Raw genomic sequence first — 20,452 nt, forward strand, 5'->3', positions numbered from 1 at the left:
TTTCAAGATTGACAAGCGGGATAATATCTAACTTATTCTCGCTTGTCACAAATTTATCTCAGTTAAGGATTAAAGAAGTAGAAGTCATGCAAACTGCGATAGAAACTACTAATAATGATGCGGTGGCAGAGGCTGCCGAACAAGAAGCGATCGAACATTCAGCCCACGAAGATTATCGACTCTTAGGGCTAACTATTTTCTTAGCGTCTGAATCTTTGATGTTTTTGGCGCTCTTTGCTTCTTACTTAATTTATCGAGGCGCTCACCCCGTTTGGCCGCCGGAAGGAACTGAAGTCGAACTCGTCTTTCCGGCCATTAATACCGTTATTCTGGTATCGAGTAGCTTCGTGATTCACCAAGGCGATGTTGCGCTGAAGAAGAACGATGTTAAAGGATTTCGGTTGTGGTATGCCATCACGATTTTGATGGGGGCGATATTCTTAGGCGGACAGGCTTATGAATACATGACGCTCGGTTATGGCTTGTCTACGAATATCTTTTCAAGCTGTTTCTACTTTATGACGGGGTTCCACGGACTGCACGTTTTTGTGGGACTGTTGTTAATGCTGGGGGTTCTGTGGCGATCGCGCCGTATGGGTCACTATAATGCGACTAAACATACCGGCCCGGAAATGGCGGAAATTTATTGGCACTTCGTCGATGTAATTTGGGTCGTTTTGTTTACCTTGCTCTACATTCTGACCCATCTTTAAATCGAAAAAATCTAGGTTTTTTCTCTCGATTTAAACCTTGACAATTAACCCGATTTCTGCACTAAATATGGTGTTAGAAATCGGGTTTTATCGCTTTTAGAAAAACGACTTATTCAATATCTTAAGGGTGCCTAACGGGACTCGAACCCGCTAATAGCCAGCTTCACAGGCTGGTGTCTCGACCACTTCGACTTTAAGCACCATCAGTGGAGTCGATCGGACTTGAACCGATAACCTCGTCCTTGCAAGGAACTTGCTCCGCCATTAAGCTACGACCCCGAGGCAGGAATGGCAGGATTTGAACCTGCATGGAACCGTTTAGAAGACGGTTGCCTTATCCATTAGGCGACACTCCCATGATTGGTAGTCCGATCGGAATCGAAACTATAACAAGAGCGCTTGTAGGGGGCTTGTTCTTCCGTTGAGCTACAGGACTATAAGAGCGATCGATGGGACTCGAACCCATGCGCTGAGTGTGGCGCACTCAGATGCTCGCCGCTACATTACGATCGCTTTTTTGGAGCGATTGCCTTACGGCATCCTCAAGCGATCGACGAGACTCGAACTCGTGTCTCCTGGTTGGAAGCCAGGGGTGCTTGCCACTGCACCACGATCGCGAGAATGATTGGACTCCAGGGTGGGAATCGAACCCACGAATAGTCGGTTTTGCAAACCAACGCCTTCCCACTTGGCGACCTGGAGATTTGGTGGAAACGTGGGGAATTGAACCCCAATCGGTGCAACCGTCCGTTTGTTGGTTTCGGAGCAAGTAATGCCAATTCGTTCCCAGGAGCGAGGATGACAGGGATCGAACCTGTGACCGCTTGTCTCGGAAACAAGCACTCTGTCCATCTGAGTTACATCCTCATTGGAAGCATCGACGGGAGTTGCACCCGCTTCTCCATGCTTGAGAGGCACGGCGACTTCTCTAGTCGTCCACGATGCTACAAGGCGGGGATGATGGGATTTGAACCCACGAGCTTTCGCAGCGGGCGCACGACGCTACACCCCCAAAGGTGGCGATTGAGTTGTCTAGGTTCAGAAGGGTGACTACAGAACCTTTGCAATCATCTGTAGCACCTATATTACATTTATATCTTGTCATACTACAGAATGTCAAGTAGATACTACAACTAATTTTCCCGTAGGAGGGCAGATGGAAAAGAAAGGGAAAGTAGCGACACTCACGCCAGTCAGAAAGTCTGCCCCCAGCACAGCGATCGGGAGCCGGGATGTGGTTTTCCCTGGAATCAATAAGGGATAACGGGCGCGAGCGAAATCGCCCTCCTCAGTTTTCAATAATTTGTAGTATGCCCTTGACAACTTGTATTACTCTAGAGTATGATTGTAGTATGACAGCGACAGCCGTAGTAACAAGCATCGGGATGTAATTCAGCGGTCAGAAGCCTTGGTTTGGGACTAAGGAGTCGTGGGTTCAAATCCTACCATCCCGACATTTGCCCTTGTGACGGAACTGGCAGACGTGCTGGTCTTAGAAACCAGATTGTGTGGGTTCGACTCCCACCAAGGGTATTATGCTCCCGTGACGGAACTGGAATACGTGCTAGGTCGAGAGCCTAGATTGTGCAGGTTCAAATCCTGTCGGGAGTACCAAGCACCGAAGGCGGAAGTGGTGGACGCGCACGCCCGATAAGCGTGTTATTAGCAGGTTCAACTCCTGCTCGGTGTACTATCTTAACTTTTAATTGGGTGAAGTTTGAGGCGCAATTCCCCCTAAATATTCTTCGATACGCGCTCTGGCTTCAACCAAAAATTGCCGCTCTAACCTCGATTTGGGGTTTGCTTAATCTTGCCAAGTCTTCAATTGCAAATAGACCAAAATTAGCGCGATCGCGAGTAAAATCGTTGCCGCCGCCGCCGCGTAGCCAAAATCGAACAGCGCAAACGCTTGTTGATAAATATAGTACACCAAAATATTGGTCGAATTTAACGGTCCGCCGCCGGTAATCGCATACACTTGCTCGAAACCTCGCAACGTAAAAATTGCCGTTGTTACCGCCGCAAAAACTAACGTCGGACGCAATCCCGGTAAGGTAATATGCCAGAACTTCGCTCGCGCATTCGCGCCATCTAATTCTGCTGCTTCGTAACGCGATTGAGGAATAGCTTGCAATCCTGCTAAAAAAACGACCATATTAAAACCGATTTGCTTCCAGGTACTTAATAGGATTAAAACCGGCATCGCCCAAACCGTACTACTCAACCAGGGAATCGTTGCAAAGCCTATTTTACTCAGCAGCCCATTGACAGGGCCATCGTCTTGAAACAGCCACCGAAAGCCCAAACCCACCGCTACAATTGAGGTAATTGAAGGGATGAAATAAGCCGAACGGAAGAAACCTCGCAATACAATTGCTTCGTTTAACAGTACCGCCAAAAGTAATGGAATTACCAGGCTGGGAATGAGGGTTGCGATGGTAAAATAAAGAGTATTTCCGATAACTTGTAAAAAGTCCGGGTCTGCCAATAAACGACGGTAATTTAATAAGCCAATCCACCGCAATCCTTCTTGGGTAAAACTTCCCGTTGTAAAGCTCAAACCGACTAAGTAGACAATCGGAAATAACAGGAAAATTCCGAGCAATAGCAATGCAGGCGCTAGGAAAAGCCAAGCTGCAAAACCGTCGCGATCTAACCATTCACTACGCTTCATTTTTGTTTTATCCTAACAGTTGATAGCGCTCGATATTCGGCCCCGACGCGACTAAACCTTGGACTTGATGCAACGCTGTTTGGATGTGGGCGCTTGCTAAATGCGATGCTAGTGCTGCTTCTGATTCCCACTCTTCCACAAAGGTGAAATCCGTCGGATTGTCGAGATTTTGTAGCAAATCGTATTGTACGCATCCCGCTTCTTGATGCGTTGGCTCGAGAAGTCCAAGCAGCAGGGTTTTGAGTTCTTCAATCTTATCGGGATAGGCGCAGAGGCGCGCAACGACGCGAAGGTTTGTATTGGACATAAGGAGCGGTAATGAGGTATGAGTAGTGAGCGATATAAGGAACTGCGATCGAGACAATGGAGCAACTACAAGCGCTAATTTTTGATGTGGATGGTACGCTGGCGGATACGGAACGAGACGGACACCGCCTAGCCTTTAATCGTGCTTTTAGGGAAGCAGACTTGGATTGGGATTGGCCGATTTCATTATACGGGGAGTTGTTAGAGGTTGCGGGAGGAAAAGAACGGATTCGCGCCTATTTGAAGCAATACCGCCCCGATTTTCAGATTGGGGAAAATCTCGATGATTTTATCGCTAAATTGCACGCGCGGAAAACGAAATTTTATCAAGAATTGTTGGCCGCCGGGGAAATTCCATTGCGTCCGGGGGTGAAGCGGTTAATCTTAGAGGCAAAGTCGCAAGGGGTGCGTTTAGCGATCGCGACAACCAGTGCTTACCCCAATGCAGTAGGATTGTTAGAAAAACACCTCGATCCTAACTGGTTTGAAGTTATTGCAGCGGGCGATATCGTCGCCTCGAAAAAACCCGCTCCTGATATTTATTACTACGTCCTCGAAAAGATGGGATTAGACGCGAAAGATTGCTTGGTTTTTGAAGATTCCTACCAAGGATTTGCGGCAGCAAAAACAGCGGGTTTAAAGTCGATTGTTACCGTCAATCATTACACGCAACACCAAGAGTTTGCAGAAGCGTTATTAGTGGTGGATAATTTAGGAGAACCCGATCGGCCCTGTACTGCGATCGCGGGGGTGCTTGAAACGTTCGATAAAAGCTATCTAGACTGGCAATCTCTCGTGCATTTGCATCAGCACGGCGTTTGATACGATTAATATATGATTAATACCAATTTAAGATTACGTTGCCTAGAATCAACTCTCCTAAATTCTCAGGATAGCGGTGCGTTACGCTTCGCTAACACACCCTACTTTTCATTCTATGCAGCTTCACATCAATCTGGTATAAGAACGCTCGTTTCTTGCCTCGCCCCTGCTGTTGAATAGAATTCACTAGATATGAGTATGAGTTATTGTCTGAATACTCAATGTTTGCAACCGAACAATTCTCCTCGCAATCGTTTCTGTAACCATTGCGGCAGTAAACTTTTATTGGGCGAGCGTTATCGGGCAATTCGCAGACTCGGACAAGGTGGTTTTGGTCGCACTTTCCTAGCAGAAGACGAACAAAAACCCTCAAAACCGCGCTGTGTTATTAAACAGCTTTACTCCGAGCAGTCGGGAAATGTCTTAAAAGTGAGTGAGTTATTCGCTGCTGAAGCAATTCGTCTCGAACAGTTAAGCCAGCACCTACAAATCCCCAATCTTTATGCTTATTTAGAACAAGATGGTTATCAGTATATTATTCAGGAGTTTATTGACGGAATTAATTTAAAAGCTGAATTAGAGCGAGATGGTAACTTTTCCGAACTAGCAGTCCGAGAACTCCTATTAGAATTACTGCCAATCTTGCAATTTATTCATAAAAATGATGTGATTCATCGCGATATCAAGCCGGAGAATATTATTCGTCGGACTTGGGATAATCGCCTTTTTTTGGTAGACTTCGGTGCGGCCAAGAAAATTTCCAGTACGGCTTTAGGGAAAACGGGAACGGTTATCGGCACAGCCGAATATATTGCGCCCGAACAACTTAAAGGTAAAGCCGTCTTTGCGAGCGATATTTACAGTTTGGGGGTGACTTGCCTGCATTTGTGGGTGGGAATTTCTCCTTTCGATCTCTACGACATTCAAGAGGAAGAATGGATTTGGCGGCAGTACCTAACCGAGCCACTTAAAAGCCAACAGTTAGGGAAAATCCTCGATAAAATGGCGTGCAATTCTTTAAAGGAGCGTTATCGCTCGGTAGAGGAAATCCTTGAAGATTTAGCAGCCGAAAGTTCAGCCCCTAGCTTCTCTTCTTCGTCTCCTCCAATCCCGATCGCGCCTTCTTCCCGTCGTCCTAATTTTGCAGCGATTAATACCCTTTCCGGTTCAAAAGGTTCGATCTTTTCCGTCGCACTTAGCCCCGATGAAGAGAAAGTTGCGAGTGCGAGCGCGAATATTTTTAGTTGGTTTTCGGGGAAAGATAATACCGTTCGAGTTTGGGATTTAGCAAGCGGACAGATTGAGAAAACATTGGAAGGACATTCGGGTCATGTTTTAGGGGTTGATTATAGCCGGGATGGGGTATTAATTGCAAGTTGCAGCAACGATAAGACGATTCAAATTTTTGATGCAAAAACCGGCTCAAAACTTCACACACTTCTCGGTCATAAAGCTCAAATTAGTTCGATCGCGTTTAGTCCGGATAGCTCGAGTTTAGCGAGTTGTAGCGATGATAACACGGTGAAACTATGGAATCCGCGATCGGGTCAATTAATCGGCACTCGGGAAGGGAATAGCGATTGGTTTTATTCCGTCATTTTTTCTCCGGATGGGCGCTATCTGTCTAGCGCGGGTTGGCGCTGCAATATTCGAGTTTGGAATCTTGTGGAAGGCGGTTTAGCCCGAAATATTGAGGACGCTCATTCCTCTCAAATTCGCTGTCTGAGCTTTAGTCCGGATGGAAAAATTTTAGCGAGTGGCAGTGCCGATCGCGCGATAAAATTATGGGAGGTTGAAACGGGAAACTCGCTCCAAACGTTAATCGGTCATAACAACACGGTTCTCGCGATCGCGTTTAGTCCGGATGGTCAACTTTTAGCCAGCGGCGGCCAGGATAATGTTATCAAACTTTGGGCGGTTCAAACGGGCGAATTGTTACAAACCTTAGAAGGACATACCAGTTGGGTTCGTTCTGTTAAATTCAAAGCAGATGGAAAGACGATAATTAGTGGCGCGGATGATGCTAAAATTAAAATTTGGCAATCGAGTTAATAGATGATTTATAGCAGTTTTAGAGCGTAGAGACGTTGTATACAACGTCTCTACGGGAAAGGCAATTATCAATTAATTTAAAGTGATAAGTGAAAGGTTGAAGGATTTTTCTAGCTGTTAGAAACGGTTCAAAAATGCTGAAAACCGCGCTCTAAACTTAAAACCTGTCGGGGAATGTTCCCTTGCGAATCGATCGCGATAACCTCTCGATGTGCGACAATCTTACCGATTACCGTCGCCGGACTTCCTAAACCTTCTACCAATTGCGCTGCCCTCGCCTCGGGCAAACAGAGAATTAACTCAAAGTCTTCGCCACCGTATAGCGCCCATTCTAACGCCCGCTCTCGCCCCATCCACCCTTCCAATCCCGGCGGTAGGGGAATCGCGCTTAAATCCAACTCTGCCCCCACCCCCGAAGCGCGGCAAATTTGCACCACCGCATCCGCTAACCCGTCGCTGCTATCCATTCCCGCACTTCTACCGCCAACGAGTTCGGTTAAAATCGGTACGACATCCAATCGCGGTTTTGGGCGTTGGTGAGCGAGAATGAAAAGATCGCGATCGCGCGCCGATAAATTTTGCCCCAACTCTGGATGCAACAATAACTCTAACCCCGCCCGCGAAGCCCCATGATAGCCCGTCGCGACAATCGCATCTCCCACGCGCGCGCCCGAACGCCGTATCGCTTGCTGCGGTGACACTTGCCCGAAAGCCGTAATAGAAACAGTAATAACAGGAGAACGACAGAGATCTCCGCCAACAATTGCCGTATTAAAAGACTTTAAGCAAGCTTGCAGTCCTTTGTACAAACTCTCTACCCAATTTACGGCAATATCGCCCCGCAACCCCAAACCGACAGTAATCCCTAACGGCGAAGCGCCCATCGCTGCTAAATCGGATAAATTCGCCGCCGTCGCCCGCCAACCGACATCTTCCGGAGTTGTCGTCGCATCGCTAAAATGAACGTTTTCCACCAAAACATCGGTAGTAACGACGAGGGATTTTCCCGGAGTTAGGGCGATAATAGCAGCATCATCGCCGATAACCTCCGTCGGACAAAAGCGCTGCACGCGCTGCAACAGTCCTTGTTCTCCAATCTCGCCTACCGTTATTACACTCATTCCGTAATTCGTAATTCGTAATTCGTAATTCGTAATTCACCCTTCAGCATTCATAATTTATAATTCATTCCTGAAAGTCGTAAAGAATTTCGTCCGGTTCGTCGTCAATATCATCCTCTGAACAAAGAAAGGCAAAGGTTGCTGAGGATCGAGGTAGGGGAGGCGGAGCGGGATTGCTCGCTGTTGTGGGATATTGAGGTGGTAATGGAGGTAATAATGCGATCGAGGCGGTTAAGCGATCGACTTTTGCCTCGAGTTGCTGTAACTGTTCTTGGGTTGCATAGCCAGGACTGTTGCCCTGGGCGGCAAAAAATTGTTCTAAAATGCTGAGTATTGCCGAAGCTGGGGAATCGATCGCGTGTTGCTGTTGGTAGGCTTGGAGCGAGCGAGCGAGCGGTTGTGGCAGTTCTAGAGAAATAAAGGAGGAGCTAGTAGGATCCATAGCGTACCGTTGTCAGTTTACCTATTATTGTGGCATACTCCCACCCTTATGGCTTCCAGTCCTTGCTTGGAGAGCTTTTAAAGCTTTGAGTGAAGTTGACGACGCGGTGTCTTTCTTCGAGCGCTTCGCGATCGCACCGAACTGCTTAAATTCTAACCCGACAAAAAAATTTTCTCGAATGTTCCCGCAAACCAAGCGGTTTTGCTAAAATAGCTTGCGTCATTCAGCCAGGAAGGGATTTTGAGCCAGTCGATAGATATCCCAAAAATTGATACCCTCGCTCGAGAACTTGCAGCTATCCAGCAAACCAGTTCTAAACGAGTTGCGCTTCTCGGTTCCCGCCACGTTCCCATCACTCACCAGAATTTGATTGAAATGATGAGTTATGCGTTGGTGTTAGGGGGAAATCAGATCATCACCTCTGGTGCAACGGGAACTAACTCCGCTGCTATCCGGGGTGCGATGCGCGCCGATCCGAATTTGTTAACCGTGATTTTGCCCCAAAGTTTAGAACGCCAACCGCTAGAGTCTCGCAAGCAACTCGAGCAGGTGGTTCACTTAGTCGAAAATCCCGATAACAATAATCTCTCTTTGGGCGAAGCCAGTGCATTGTGCAATCGCGAAATTGTTTCCCGCTGCCAGCAACTCATTTGCTTTGCCTTCCACGATAGCGCCACATTATTGCAAACTTGTCAAGAGGCAGAGGCAGAAGTCAAAGTCGTGACGCTGTTCTACTTTGATTAAATCTGCCGCGCCCGTCAAACAAATCGCAAAGCATCCTCGCTCTTCCCCCTATATTAATGAGGGGGATAAGAGAGGGAGCATCAGGGTGACTTCACTTGTTTAAAACCCGTTATAACTGATAGCTATTCACAATTCTCTGTTTGTCGATCGCCAATAATCAATCACTCTTATGGCTTCTACTTATTCTTTTGACATTGTTAGCGATTTTGACCGCCAGGAAATGGTCAATACAGTCGATCAAACGGCGCGCGAAATTCAGAGCCGCTACGATCTTAAAGACACGAAAAGCACTGTTGAGCTTGGGGAGGATAAGATATCGATCAATACCGATAGCGAATTTACCCTCGATGCTATTCACGGCATTCTTAGAGCGAAGGCAGCGAAACGAAATCTTTCCCTGAAAATTTTTGAGTATGGAAAGGTGGAGTCGGCGAGCGGCAGCCGCGTTCGTCAAGAGGTCGTTCTTAAGCGCGGAATCAGTCAAGAATTAGCCAAGAAAATTAGTAAGTTAATTCGCGATGAATTGAAAAAGGTTCAGGCTTCGATTCAAGGGGATGCGGTGCGCGTTTCGAGCAAGTCGAAAGATGATTTGCAAGAAGTGATTCAATTACTGAAGCAACAGGATTACCCGGCTGCACTTCAGTTTACGAATTATCGTTAATTTGTACTCGAGCGAGTTTTGAAGAATTATTGAAAATAGGCTTGCCAAGCGCGCCATAGGGAGTAAACGCTCAACAAAGCTAGGAGAGCGCAAAAACTGAAGTTAACGACGCGATCGCGCAATTTCGGCAGAAAGCGCGTACTAATTTGCGCCCCTAGCAATCCGCCAATTCCTAATACCAATCCGGGGAACCATAGCACGTTCCCCCGCCAAGCATGGCCGATTACCGCAGAAATTGAAGTCATTACGATTACGCCTAAGCTGGTTTGAATTGCAACTTTAATTTTTTCGCCGAGGAGAAGCATTTGTAAGGGAACCATAATGACACCGCCGCCGATTCCGAACAATCCTGCCAGCAATCCCGCCGTGCCGCCAGTTCCCAATCGAGCTAGGGTTGGATTAAAAGTCGGGGTAACGGGCGTATCGCGATCGCGAATCAACTTTTTACGAAATTGGACGAGAAAGATATTGAGAATTAAAAAAATGCTAAAAGCACTCAAAAGCAGATATCCCGGCAAAATACTGCCCAAATACGCGCCGATTTGAGCGGTGACAAGAGACGGCAAACCGAGGAGAAGAACGCGCTGGCGATCGAGGTATCCCATGCGCCAATTTTGTAGGGTTCCGGAAACAGAAGTAAGGACAATCGCAAGATTGCTGGTGGCTGTTGCTTGCACGGGTTGAGCGTTCAAAGCGACGAGAATCGGAACTAACACCGTTCCGCCCCCAATTCCAAGAATTCCAGCGAGCAAACCCGAAATAAATCCTCCTATAGCCAACAGCCAAATATTATTAATGGATAATTGATAATGGATAATTGATAATGGATAATTGATAATGGATAATTGATAATGAGTTAAGCTTAGACTCAGCATTTTTGCCTCAAGAGGGTTATTATCGAACTAATCTTTCAACCACTTTATCCTCATCGCTCATGGCTCGCATCAATCCGTATACGCTCCAAATGCAAGTTAGCCGAATGTTTGAACAAGGGCAAGCTTTTTTCTGCACGATGAAAGTGCAAGATTGGTTGCGAGAGCGCAATGAAGATCCAAATGCTTATGATATTCTTTTTCACGAACATCCCGCGCCGCCGGGATCGGGGTTAGTTAAGGTCGTAGAAATTGAGTTGAAGCGCAAGGACGGGCAGCCGGTGGATTCGTGGTTGCAGGAAGAAGTCAACCGCCACGCTTAAGCAAAGAGAGAATCGCGAATAATGAATAAGGAATAATGAATAATGAATGGGGAATAATGAATAATAAACCCTTAAACGACTGTTAGAATTTCTCTCTCACCCAGTCACCCAGTCCCCTCGTCACCCCGTCCCCCAGTCCCCCCGTCACCCCCTCACCCCCTCCCCCCCTCGCTAACGACTGGAGGTTGAAAAATTAACGATCGCGGCTGCGAAGTTGTTCGGTACGCACCGAAAGTTCTAGGTTGCGATCGCCGCGTTGTAACTTAAAGCGCAACGTACTGCCCAAACCGCTTTTTTCCACGATATTCTGTAACTGGTCTGCCATCGTTACCCGCTGTCCTTCAACTTGGGTAATGACATCGCCGCGCTGAATTCCGGCGCGTTCTGCGGGGGTATCCGGCAACACCTGCACCACGAGTACGCCGTCAATTTCGGGTAGGCGCACCGTAGAGTTAGGATCGCGGTTGCTTTGTTTGGCGAGTTCGGCGGTGAGGTTCGTCATTTGAATCCCGACGAAGGGGTGCGGAACTTCTTTGCCTGCGGCTAAAGCATCCTTGAGTTCTTTAGCTTTGTTAATGGGGATAGCAAAACCAATACCGCTAGCGTTGGGGCGGATGGCGGTATTAATTCCGATGACTTCGCCGCGATCGTTGAGTAATGGGCCGCCGGAGTTACCGGGGTTAATCGCTGCGTCGGTTTGCAGGAAGTTAACGCGCTTGTCGGGGATGCCAACCGCTGAAGAGGAGCGATCGAGGGTACTAATAATCCCCAAAGTCACGGTATTATCCAATCCTCCGGGGGTTCCAACCGCGATCGCCCAATCGCCGACATACACCTCGGAAGAATCGCCCAACGGCGCGACGGGCAAAGCACCGCCTCGGTTATCGATTTTCACCACAGCGAGATCGGTTACTTCATCGCTTCCGCGTACCTGTCCGGAGACGGTGCTACCATCTTGAAGCTTGACGGTGACTTTATCCGCGCCAGCAACAACGTGGGCGTTAGTGAGGATAAATCCCTCGCGATCGATAATAAAACCGGAACCTTGCCCCTGAATTTGTCGTTCTTGAGGCATTTGACGGGAAAAATTATCCCCAAAAAAATCTCTAAAAAAAGGGTCTTCAAAAAAGGGGCTTATTGGAGGTGCGGCTATGGTTCGTTCGGTATCGATGCGAACAACCGCAGGGCCAGTTCTCCGTACCGCATCCGCTACGAAGCTATGAGAGGGCGGCGGAAGTTGTGCCGTCTCTCGCGCGACGGTAGTAGCAGAATTGAGGACATTCGAGGACTGTCCGGGATCGGCTTGCGATGAGGAAACGCGCAAGCCGCCAAAAGCGATCGCTACGCCCAGAATGAGGGCGATAAGGTGAGTGCTGAATCGACGCATAACAGGAGAACGCATAACGTTTACTAAGCAGACGAGAATCGGACGAAATTTCTCCTCTTTTTCCAGGTTGACACTCCCCGCACTCTCTGTAACGGGGATTCCTGATTCAGCGAGACAACTTACCAACTAGACTTACATCTACTTGGCAGAGGTCGAACTCTCCCCAGGCGTTGATTTGGGTATGCCCTACCCTATTTATGCCTCTAGCTAAGATATTCAGTGCCGCATTATGGTCGCGGTCTAGTACAGTGCCACAATATCCACAGCGATGAGTTCGTTGACTCAATGTTTTAACAACTTGCTTACCGCAATTTGAACAATTCTGGCTTGTATATTGGGGAGGCACTGCAACTGTTACCTTGCCAAATACCTTACCAAAATACTCAACCCATTGCCGGAACATTGACCAACTCGCATCGTTGATAGACTTAGCTAGCTTGTGATTCTTGACCATGTTCCGCACTTGCAGGTTTTCGTAGGCAATCAGGTCGTTAGACCGAACTACGCACCTTGCCGTCTTAACGGCAAAGTCTTTACGCTGCCTGCTTACTTGCAAGTGCTTCTTGGCTAAGCGCTTAATTGCTTTTTTGCGGTTAGCCGATCCTTTCTTCCGCTTAGAAACTTGGCGCTGTAACTTTTTGAGTTGACGTTCCGATTTTCTAAGGTATTTAGGATTCTCGACAACTTCACCATTGCTATCAGTGTAGAAATGGTTGAGTCCAACATCTAACCCGATAGTGGTTTTTGAGGGTTCAATCTCTTCTCTACGCTCAACATCAACGCAGAACTGAGCATAGTAACCATCAGCCCGCTTTACCAGTCTAATGCGCTTAATCTGCTCGACTTGATAGAAGCTAAGATCGCGCGAACCGATTAATTTGAGCCTGCCAATCTTGAAGCCATCGGTCAAAGTTAGGTATTTCCGATCGTCGCTAAGCTTCCATCCTGAAGTTTTATATTCGACAGAGTGACCGCGCTTTTTGAATCTCGGAAAGCCCTTTTTACCGGGTACTTTCTTCTGGCAATTCTCAAAGAATCGACTAATGGCAGACCACGCTCTTTCTGCACTGGCTTGTCTTGCTTGAGAATTTAACTTTTTAGCAAACTCAAACTCTTTGGCAAGTACAGCGCAGTATTTGTTGAGGTCGTATTTATCGCTCCCTTTTACATCCATCCATAGCCTCAAAGCCTTATTGCGGACAAACAGAGCGGTACGAATCGCCTCATCTATGAGGTTATACTGCTCTGTCTTTCCTTTTAGTTTTGCTTCGAGTATTAGCATGAATTGGGTCAGTCTTATGCTGGGCATTCTAGCAAAGAATGTTAGATTAATACAAAGCCGTCCTAGAAGCGATGCACTGCGATACCCTGAGTGCCACACTGAGATTGCCGAAGTGCCTGTCGAAGGGAGCCTGCCGAAGTGGACGGGGTTTTAAACCCAATTTTTCGATAACGGATGAGTTATGAATTACGAATTAAGAACTACGAACTACCCCGAGCAATTTTTTAAGGCAGATAAGCCTAAAACGATTTCGTCAATGGCTTGGCGTTGCGCGCTGGGGGTTAAGGTGCTGCGATTGAGGATAATGGCAAACGCATAGGTGCGATCGCGTCCGACTTCGAGATATCCCGCTAGAGACGATACACCGTCCATCGTTCCGGTTTTCCCCCAGAGTTTCCCTTGTAGGGGCGTATTTTTGAAGCGATTGCGTAATGTTCCACTCACGCCCGCGATCGCAAGGGAGTTTCGGTAGTCGGCAAAGTTAGGCGTTTTCGCCATTTTCGCGAGGGTTTGGACGAGGGCGCTAGGACTGACGAAGTTGTGGCGGGATAATCCGGAACCGTCGGCGAGGCGATAGCTTTCGGGATCGACTCCTAGGGCGCTTAGGGTTTCGCTAAGGGTAGAAATTCCGACTTCTCGCGCTGCTTTCCCTTCTGGATTAACACCAAGGAGGCGCAGTAAGGCTTCGGCGTAAAGGTTATTGCTGTTTTGATTGGCGGTTTGAATCAATTCGGTTAGGGGCGGCGATTCGAGGGCGAAGAATTCCGGTTGCTGCCATCGTTCCCCCGGCTGGGCGGCGCGCGCGCTTCGGATGCGAATTCCTTCGGCTTCGAGACGCGATCGCAACGTATCTAGAAAATACTGAGACGGGTTGAGTATTGATATATTTTCTGTTACAGGCTCTTCGGTTATTGCCACACTTCCGGCAATTTCCAGGATCGGTTGCCCGAAAATTCCCTGAATTTCAATACCGCTCGCTTCGGCTTCTGTCGCTACAGTTATGGCTCGATTCGAGATTTGCCATTGTCGTGCCGCGATCGCGTCTTCCCAGCTTAATCCCACCGTTTCGCCCGTCTGACGGGGCGCAATCGTGAGTGCGAACTGATTTTGATTGAGAATCAGCGGACTAATCGCCGGTGCGTAGTCAAAATAAAGGTCTTCAAACTCCCAACTCGACGTGCGGCTGGCTTCGGAATAATAGCGATCGCTGACGACTAACTCCGCAATTTCACGCACGCCCTGCGCTTTCAAGGCTGCGGCTAGCGTTTGTAACTGGGTGCTATCCAAACTCGGATCGCCGCGTCCCTCCAGAATTAAGCGTTTTAAGGCGGGTGCTTCCCCTTCGATGTAGATGGGGGTACGGATGCGATAATCTGCCCCCAAACGCTGCAAAACGGCGGCTGTGGTCAATAATTTAACGGTGGAGGCGGGCAGAAAGTAGGCGTTTTCGTTGAGGGCGTAGTGAGGTTCGGGCGCGTCTAAAGGTTGCAGGAGGATACCCCATTGGGCGCGGGCAAATTCCGGGCGCTGGACGATCGCGCGAAGGCTTTGCGCTCTCTCGGTTTCGCAGACTTGCGCTGTTGCAACTTCTGCCGCCGCGATCGGTGTATAGGCAGAGATTCCCAGCGAGAATAACAGTAGGGCAGTGGGGAGTCGAGAAAACAAAATAATACCAATTAAAAATTAACAATTAATAATGAAAAAACCCAGATATATTAGAGGTTTCAGCCTCAAGATGTGTTGTCCGAACTCAGAGAATTGGTATAAAAAAGAGTTAGCGCGCGATCGCCAAAGTCTTCCCGGTCAATATACGTTCGACGGAGCCTGAAACCTTCTACTATCGTATGCTGAAAGCTGTATTCTTTCGTTGCCAAGCTCCAAATTCAGTTTTCATCGAACTTGCTTTAAAGATTTAGATGCTCGAGGGGAGATGTTGCCGCGATCGCACATTGCACTAAACTAGGGTCTTCTTCGCAAGCACGATCCGTAAAAAAGATAACAATTGCGATCGAGCAGCGATCGCAAAAAATTGGAAATCCAAATCCGGCTTTAAGATTGAATGCTTTGGCAATCTGGTTGCGCAGAAAGTAGCTTTCCGATTGGACAGAAACATCATCGATCCATTGAGGTTGCTGCGATCGCCAAATTCTTCCCGGCAATCCTTCATCCATTGATAAAACTATTTTTTCGCTACAGGCTTGAAACTTTCTCAGGTCGTCCAAACGAGCGCTATTTCGGCTTTGATGTCCATACCAAACCGGACTGAGTTCGAGTAGTTTTGTCTCCGGATTGGATATCCAGACTTCAGCATAGTCCCAATTAATTGCTTGGCAAGCACGACTGAGGTTAGCTGCAAAATCTAAATGAAGTGTGGAGCCATCCATAATCAAAAAGTTGGGGAGGTGACAAGTCCACTAAAAGCTAGACAGGGAGACAAGTTGAGGAAAAAACCGATCTTTACAACCGAGTATCGCTCTGTGAATGGGGTCGATCGGATTAAACCACGACCGCCGACTCTACTTCAGTAGCCAATGATTCAGAAGATTGTTGGACTCGCTCCAACCACTTTTCCGCTTTCGAGTAGTTATCTTTCTGCACTTGCTGAATCGCTTGTTTGAAGTTGAGTTGCACGCCCCAAACATCGGCATGAAAGCGTTTTTCTTGCTTCATCTTGTCGAAAAACTCCACGGCGGCGATGTGGGAAAGATTGCCCTGAGATTTAGCGATCGCCATAAACACTTCAAACACATCATCAGCCATCTTCGCATCGCCGCAAACATAGTAATGACAGTGGGGATGGCTGAGGAACTGCCATAAGGTTTGGGAGTTTTCTTGCATTAAGCCTTGCACGTAGACTTTGCGATCGCTAAGCCGAGAAAATGCGACCTGCAAATCCGTTAACACGCCCTGAGTTTGCCAAGCTGCGAGGCGATCGCCGTAGAGGAAATCGCTGTGATTGCGACAGCCAAAGTAGAGGCAAGCATCGCCCAACAGCGTTCCCTGCTGCTGCAAGGCTTCGCGATATTGCAAGAAGGCAATGAGGGGAGATACGCCCGTGCCAGGGCCGACCATCAGCATGGGGGCTTGCGGGTCAGCGGGCGGCAGGAAGCCAGAGGTGCGAGTTCCAATCCGCACCTGCGAGCCAGGTTGCAGCCCAGCAAGATAGTTAGAACACAACCCCTGCCGCACTTTTCCGGCATCGGTTTTGATTTGCAAGACTCCGACTGTAATTTGAATTTTGTCGGGATACAGCAACGGACAGGAAGAGATCGAGTAGAGGCGCGGTTTTTGCTTCGGCAGCAGTTCCAGCAGGGCTTCTAACGCGATCGTAGCGGAAGGAAACTCATCAAACAGATCCGCAACGCTCATGAAGTTGCCGGCAATCGTTTTCTTGAGCGTCACAGCATCAGGATTGTCTTCACTTTGCCGCAAAATCTCCAGCCAGATTTCCAAGCGTTGTTTATCCGGGGAATCTCGAGCGACGGAATGCAGGTAAGTTAGCAAATCGTTGAAGGGTTCGCGCAGGGACAAATCCAGGTCTTCTGATAAGAATTGACCGACAGTAGTGGGTGCGTCAACAGGAGGTCGATCGTCCGTAGCACTGCCGTCTGGATTGACGTAAGCAGCGGTAAAGTAAGTATTCGCCGCTACACCGATGCGATCGCATAGCCGATTTACCAGTTCGGGGGGATTGCAAGGATAAACCGCGACATGATCCCCTGTTTCATACTGCAAATCAGTTCCAGCAATATCAAACACGATATAACGGGTAGAACGGCTACCGGGGATCACTTCTTGCAACAGTTCGTCGTTGGCAAATAGGGGAACGGGGATACCACTGTCAGAGGAAGGAGAGTGAAGGAGAGGAGAGGAAGGGGGGACAAATTCATTCAGGAAGGTGACGGTGAGTTTAGGAGCATTATTACCTGCTGCACCCGTGGTTTCGTCGGCTCCAAGGACGCGGGAAATTAGACCGAGCCATTGCTTGAAGGTGTTTGCCTGTCCTTTAATTTCGTCGCCTTTGTGGAGCGGTACAACGCAGTTCGCTCCGGCTTTCGCTAGGGCTTTATCAACAGCAATGCCAGCGGCGCAGAATTTTTCATAGACAGTGCTGCCAATGCCCAAGACGGAGTAGTTTAAGCCGTTGAGGGAGCCTGCTGGCTGTTGTTTGAGCCATTGCAGGAAGCGTTTGCCGTTGCTGGGCATTTCGCCATTGCCGAAGGTGGAGGTGACGATGAGTAATAGTTTTTCGGAGGCGAGGGTATCCACCGCACACTCATCCAGGGCCATGACTTTCGGACGAAATTGCTGCAACTGACGGGCAGCTTTGCGGGCAAATCCTTCGGCGGTTCCCGTTTCCGAGGCGTAGAGGATTAAAATGCGATCGCGTTTATTCCCCTCTTCGTCGGTTGCTACCATGAACTGCTCTAAATCGATGCTATCCTCGACATCCCAGCGATCGGCAGCATGGTGATAGGCGGGTTCTAAATAAAAATCGCGCGTTTGGTGATGCCACACCGGACAGGTACTGCCTCCGGTTGCCGGAACGACCCAACCCCAATCACTCGGACATTCTCGTCCGGCTTTTTTCTCTCGCAGATCGTGAGTGAGGAATTGGCGCGAGGCAGTTTGGTGGTCTACCATTGTCACCTTAGCTTTCTGGAAGGAATGCAGGATCGCAATGTTGAGTTCTAGGGCAACGCGATCGCGCCACAAGGTTTGCTCCGAACTGGTATCCAGTTGCAAAACCCCTGCAATCTCTTCCATTTTGTTGTAGCGGTATTCATCGAGGAAATCGCGCATGATTTCCGTATCCATATACCAGCCATTGAAGGGCATACAGTTATAGTGAATCCCACCAATATGAACCGAAAAGTTACTAATTGCGGGAATGGCATACCAGCGCAATCCCATATCTTTAAATGCCGCAACGGTGGGATGCTCGATCGGCACTTCCAGCACTTCTTCGGGCTGCCAGTGGTACATTTTAGGTTCCTGTCCGGGAACTTCAATGACCAAGGGCAAAATATCAAAGGCGCTGCGCGGTTCGGGCGGTTGCCAGCCCATTTTTTTGATGATGGCGTTAGTCAAGGCTAAGTTTGCCGGATCGCCCATGATGCTACCATCGGGCATTTCATAAGCGGCATAGCGATACAGTTGCGAGTTCCAGAAGCGAGGTCCCCAGCGTTCCTTCGGCTGTTTAGGACGGAAAACGGTCATTGTGATTTGCAAGTTGCCGCCATTGGTGGCAAACTGAACGTGCTCCTGACATTCGCGGAACATTTCATTGGGATCGGCGACATGGCGGCGATCGCGGATGACCATATTATTCCAGGCAATCCGCCCGACGCACTTAGAAGCATTCCGCCATGCCACCTGCGCTCCGTATGCCAGTTCCTCATAGCTATGGGTATAGGTTCCCGTTGCTTTGACTTCTTCTTTGATTTCTTTCCAGCGCCGCTCTTTGTCCTCCAATTCCCACGCCTGTTCGCTGGAAATCAAATCGACAAACTGCTTGGCTTTTTTCAGCAATCGTTCCTGATTCAGCATCGGCAATTTAATCACATTGACGGCGCGATCCATAAACGTCTGCCACCCTTGCTGTAATTCGGGGGTGAAGTTGGGCAAATACTTCTCGAACAGGGCAAAGAGCGTATCTGTAATGGCAGGATAGGCGCAGGTTGGAACGTCGGCAAAACTGTGAATCTGTCCCAAAAAGCGCAGTTCTTGCAGCATTTCTTCGCTGCTGCCCGTTCGCAAACACTTCACTAGAAATTCCAAGGCCTGGAACAAGTGCAGCGATAGGTAATCCATGTCTGCTCGTCCAAAAATGGGCAGCACAAAAGAATATTTTTCAAATAGGGTTTGGTAGAACTCCATACCCATTTGCTGTTTGTTTTGACTAAAAGCATCCCAGCACTCTGCCATTTGTTGCAGCAATTCTGGCGGTAACGCATCGTCGTAGTGATGCACGGCAACAGCCATCGGCAAAATGATGTGAGTGTTGAAAAACTTGTAGAGCGCCGAATTCGTGCCTTTTTTCAGGTCTTCGCGATCGTACTCCTCCAAATACGGAATCGATGGCAACATCCACATCCACACATTGCGGGCGGCGAGCCAGTGCTGGGGACGCAGACCAATCCCTGCAAAGAACTTGCCATAATCTTCGACTGTATCTAGCGCATCACCTTTTTCGGGGGGGACTCCTACTAACGGCTCCCCGATAACGATCTGCGTTTCTGGCTGTAATTGGTGAGCCGCACAGTCGAACAACTCGTAGAAGAAGTCGCCAGCGCTGTCTATCGCTTCGCCAAACAGATACTCAAGCTCTGGCTCCTCTAACAATAGCCGTTTCAGAAACTTCTCCATTTGTAATTCTTTCCAAGCCCGCAGCTTGTTCCACACATCTTTAGCCATCACTTCTTCTGGAGGTGTGAGGGTAACGTCTGGAGGCAGTTCAATTACAATTTTTTCGGTGGTTTGCCTCGGTTTGCGCCGCGATATGTTCTGGCTGCCGAACAGCGTCACCGTACTGCTATTTCCCTCTATCGTTCCTTGGGTCAGCCGTGCCTTGAGCTTCAGTTGTGGCGCTTTATTCCAGGTGGTTATTGGAAGTTCGAGATCGGCATTACGATCGCCATTCAAATACTCCTGTGTAGCAAACGTCACGGTTCCCACATCCTGCCAGGGGTGGCTGATGTCGCCCTCTCGACAGCAAAACGTGATGGCGATCGTGCAGTCTCCCTTGTTCTTTAATTGCACTAACCAATTCGGCTGCATCCGAGCAAACAAATCTCGTTGCAACAGGGTTTCACCCTCGTTCGATGCCATCTGCACGCGGCATTTGTACTTGTAGAGATCGGTTGTTGGAACGTCGATGGCTGAGATTTCGGTCAGATGAATAATACGCTGGCGATCGAGCATAGCTATAGTTAGGGCAACAATTAAGAGTTCGAGCGACCTTGAGAGTCGAACTTTAAATGACTTTTGCGATCGCAAAGTAATTAGCGGCGCATTCGTTATCTCGCCACAAAGTCACTTAACAAAAGCTTT

General features: G+C 48.5%; 17 protein-coding genes and 13 tRNA genes. 11 read left to right on the forward strand and 19 right to left on the reverse strand.

Going from position 1 to position 20,452, the window contains the following annotated elements; genetic code table 11:
• Positions 1-8 precede the first annotated feature (8 nt).
• Positions 9-713: a heme-copper oxidase subunit III gene (locus H6G50_RS03205; RefSeq protein ID WP_277882657.1), complete on the forward strand. Its 705-nt coding sequence runs from the start codon at positions 9-11 to the stop codon at positions 711-713.
• Between the two features lie 125 nt (positions 714-838).
• Here H6G50_RS03205 and H6G50_RS03210 read toward each other — a convergent pair.
• The 9 genes from H6G50_RS03210 to H6G50_RS03250 all read right to left on the reverse strand — a co-directional run bounded on the left by H6G50_RS03210 (position 839) and on the right by H6G50_RS03250 (position 1,725).
• Positions 839-915 (reverse strand) — tRNA-His (locus H6G50_RS03210).
• 5 nt (positions 916-920) lie between these two features.
• Positions 921-992, reverse strand: a tRNA-Ala gene (locus tag H6G50_RS03215).
• Positions 993-996: 4 nt separating this feature from the next.
• Positions 997-1,069, reverse strand: a tRNA-Arg gene (locus H6G50_RS03220).
• 85 nt (positions 1,070-1,154) lie between these two features.
• Positions 1,155-1,226 (reverse strand) — tRNA-Gly (locus tag H6G50_RS03225).
• A 32-nt stretch (positions 1,227-1,258) separates the two neighbouring features.
• Positions 1,259-1,330 (reverse strand) — tRNA-Gly (locus tag H6G50_RS03230).
• 9 nt (positions 1,331-1,339) lie between these two features.
• Positions 1,340-1,415: transfer RNA gene (locus H6G50_RS03235), tRNA-Cys, on the reverse strand.
• 91 nt (positions 1,416-1,506) lie between these two features.
• A tRNA-Arg gene (locus H6G50_RS03240) sits at positions 1,507-1,580 on the reverse strand.
• Positions 1,581-1,582: 2 nt separating this feature from the next.
• Positions 1,583-1,659, reverse strand: a tRNA-Glu gene (locus H6G50_RS03245).
• Positions 1,660-1,665: 6 nt separating this feature from the next.
• A tRNA-OTHER gene (locus H6G50_RS03250) sits at positions 1,666-1,725 on the reverse strand.
• A 369-nt stretch (positions 1,726-2,094) separates the two neighbouring features.
• On the opposite strand from H6G50_RS03250, the gene H6G50_RS03255 reads away from it, so the two are divergent.
• The 4 genes from H6G50_RS03255 to H6G50_RS03270 all read left to right on the forward strand — a co-directional run bounded on the left by H6G50_RS03255 (position 2,095) and on the right by H6G50_RS03270 (position 2,403).
• Positions 2,095-2,167: transfer RNA gene (locus H6G50_RS03255), tRNA-Pro, on the forward strand.
• 5 nt (positions 2,168-2,172) lie between these two features.
• A tRNA-Leu gene (locus tag H6G50_RS03260) sits at positions 2,173-2,246 on the forward strand.
• 4 nt (positions 2,247-2,250) lie between these two features.
• Positions 2,251-2,327 (forward strand) — tRNA-Leu (locus H6G50_RS03265).
• Between the two features lies 1 nt (position 2,328).
• Positions 2,329-2,403 (forward strand) — tRNA-Ile (locus tag H6G50_RS03270).
• A gap of 114 nt (positions 2,404-2,517) precedes the next feature.
• Here H6G50_RS03270 and H6G50_RS03275 read toward each other — a convergent pair.
• Complete coding sequence (locus H6G50_RS03275; RefSeq protein WP_190713254.1) at positions 2,518-3,387, reverse strand: sugar ABC transporter permease; 870 nt, start codon at positions 3,385-3,387, stop codon at positions 2,518-2,520.
• A 7-nt stretch (positions 3,388-3,394) separates the two neighbouring features.
• On the reverse strand, positions 3,395-3,694 hold the full coding sequence (locus tag H6G50_RS03280; protein WP_190713256.1) for an antibiotic biosynthesis monooxygenase: 300 nt from the start codon (positions 3,692-3,694) through the stop codon (positions 3,395-3,397).
• 56 nt (positions 3,695-3,750) lie between these two features.
• On the opposite strand from H6G50_RS03280, the gene H6G50_RS03285 reads away from it, so the two are divergent.
• Both H6G50_RS03285 and H6G50_RS03290 read left to right on the forward strand, forming a co-directional pair.
• Positions 3,751-4,515: an HAD family hydrolase gene (locus H6G50_RS03285; RefSeq protein ID WP_190713258.1), complete on the forward strand. Its 765-nt coding sequence runs from the start codon at positions 3,751-3,753 to the stop codon at positions 4,513-4,515.
• A 198-nt stretch (positions 4,516-4,713) separates the two neighbouring features.
• On the forward strand, positions 4,714-6,567 hold the full coding sequence (locus tag H6G50_RS03290) for a serine/threonine-protein kinase (RefSeq protein WP_190713260.1): 1,854 nt from the start codon (positions 4,714-4,716) through the stop codon (positions 6,565-6,567).
• A gap of 128 nt (positions 6,568-6,695) precedes the next feature.
• Here H6G50_RS03290 and thiL read toward each other — a convergent pair whose 3' ends face one another.
• Both thiL and H6G50_RS03300 read right to left on the reverse strand, forming a co-directional pair.
• A complete protein-coding gene (thiL, locus tag H6G50_RS03295; RefSeq protein WP_190713262.1) occupies positions 6,696-7,688 on the reverse strand; it encodes a thiamine-phosphate kinase in 993 nt (330 codons plus the stop codon).
• A gap of 64 nt (positions 7,689-7,752) precedes the next feature.
• Positions 7,753-8,130 carry a hypothetical protein gene (locus tag H6G50_RS03300; protein ID WP_190713264.1) on the reverse strand — a complete coding sequence of 126 codons (378 nt, stop codon included), beginning with the start codon at positions 8,128-8,130 and terminating at the stop codon, positions 7,753-7,755.
• Positions 8,131-8,370: 240 nt separating this feature from the next.
• Between H6G50_RS03300 and H6G50_RS03305 the strand changes: the two genes are divergently transcribed.
• Positions 8,371-8,874: a DNA recombination-mediator protein A gene (locus tag H6G50_RS03305; RefSeq protein ID WP_190713266.1), complete on the forward strand. Its 504-nt coding sequence runs from the start codon at positions 8,371-8,373 to the stop codon at positions 8,872-8,874.
• Between the two features lie 169 nt (positions 8,875-9,043).
• Entirely contained in the window at positions 9,044-9,535 is a 492-nt protein-coding gene (locus H6G50_RS03310; RefSeq protein ID WP_190713268.1) for a YajQ family cyclic di-GMP-binding protein, read from the forward strand.
• Between the two features lie 26 nt (positions 9,536-9,561).
• Here the strand turns inward: H6G50_RS03310 and H6G50_RS03315 are convergent, their stop codons facing one another.
• A complete protein-coding gene (locus tag H6G50_RS03315; RefSeq protein ID WP_190713270.1) occupies positions 9,562-10,410 on the reverse strand; it encodes a sulfite exporter TauE/SafE family protein in 849 nt (282 codons plus the stop codon).
• Between the two features lie 59 nt (positions 10,411-10,469).
• Here H6G50_RS03315 and H6G50_RS03320 point away from each other — a divergent pair, with 59 nt between their 5' ends.
• On the forward strand, positions 10,470-10,730 hold the full coding sequence (locus H6G50_RS03320; RefSeq protein ID WP_190713271.1) for a hypothetical protein: 261 nt from the start codon (positions 10,470-10,472) through the stop codon (positions 10,728-10,730).
• Positions 10,731-10,923: 193 nt separating this feature from the next.
• On the opposite strand, the gene H6G50_RS03325 is transcribed toward H6G50_RS03320, so the two are convergent.
• The 3 genes from H6G50_RS03325 to dacB form a co-directional block, all read right to left on the reverse strand.
• Positions 10,924-12,132, reverse strand: coding sequence for an HhoA/HhoB/HtrA family serine endopeptidase (locus H6G50_RS03325; protein ID WP_242032696.1), 1,209 nt, complete (start codon positions 12,130-12,132; stop codon positions 10,924-10,926).
• Between the two features lie 91 nt (positions 12,133-12,223).
• Positions 12,224-13,399: an RNA-guided endonuclease TnpB family protein gene (locus H6G50_RS03330; RefSeq protein WP_190713274.1), complete on the reverse strand. Its 1,176-nt coding sequence runs from the start codon at positions 13,397-13,399 to the stop codon at positions 12,224-12,226.
• 207 nt (positions 13,400-13,606) lie between these two features.
• On the reverse strand, positions 13,607-15,064 hold the full coding sequence (gene dacB / locus H6G50_RS03335) for a D-alanyl-D-alanine carboxypeptidase/D-alanyl-D-alanine-endopeptidase (protein WP_190713276.1): 1,458 nt from the start codon (positions 15,062-15,064) through the stop codon (positions 13,607-13,609).
• Between the two features lie 31 nt (positions 15,065-15,095).
• Between dacB and H6G50_RS24355 the strand changes: the two genes are divergently transcribed.
• Positions 15,096-15,227: a hypothetical protein gene (locus H6G50_RS24355; RefSeq protein ID WP_277882658.1), complete on the forward strand. Its 132-nt coding sequence runs from the start codon at positions 15,096-15,098 to the stop codon at positions 15,225-15,227.
• A gap of 76 nt (positions 15,228-15,303) precedes the next feature.
• Here H6G50_RS24355 and H6G50_RS03340 read toward each other — a convergent pair whose 3' ends face one another.
• Both H6G50_RS03340 and H6G50_RS03345 read right to left on the reverse strand, forming a co-directional pair.
• The gene (locus tag H6G50_RS03340) at positions 15,304-15,783 is read right to left on the reverse strand and encodes a GAF domain-containing protein (protein WP_190713278.1); all 480 of its coding nucleotides are present in this window, start codon (positions 15,781-15,783) and stop codon (positions 15,304-15,306) included.
• A gap of 112 nt (positions 15,784-15,895) precedes the next feature.
• Positions 15,896-20,323 carry a nitric oxide synthase oxygenase gene (locus H6G50_RS03345; protein WP_190713280.1) on the reverse strand — a complete coding sequence of 1,476 codons (4,428 nt, stop codon included), beginning with the start codon at positions 20,321-20,323 and terminating at the stop codon, positions 15,896-15,898.
• Between the last annotated feature and the right edge of the window lie 129 nt (positions 20,324-20,452).

This window comes from Oscillatoria sp. FACHB-1406, from assembly GCF_014698145.1.
GTDB lineage: Bacteria > Cyanobacteriota > Cyanobacteriia > Cyanobacteriales > Spirulinaceae > FACHB-1406.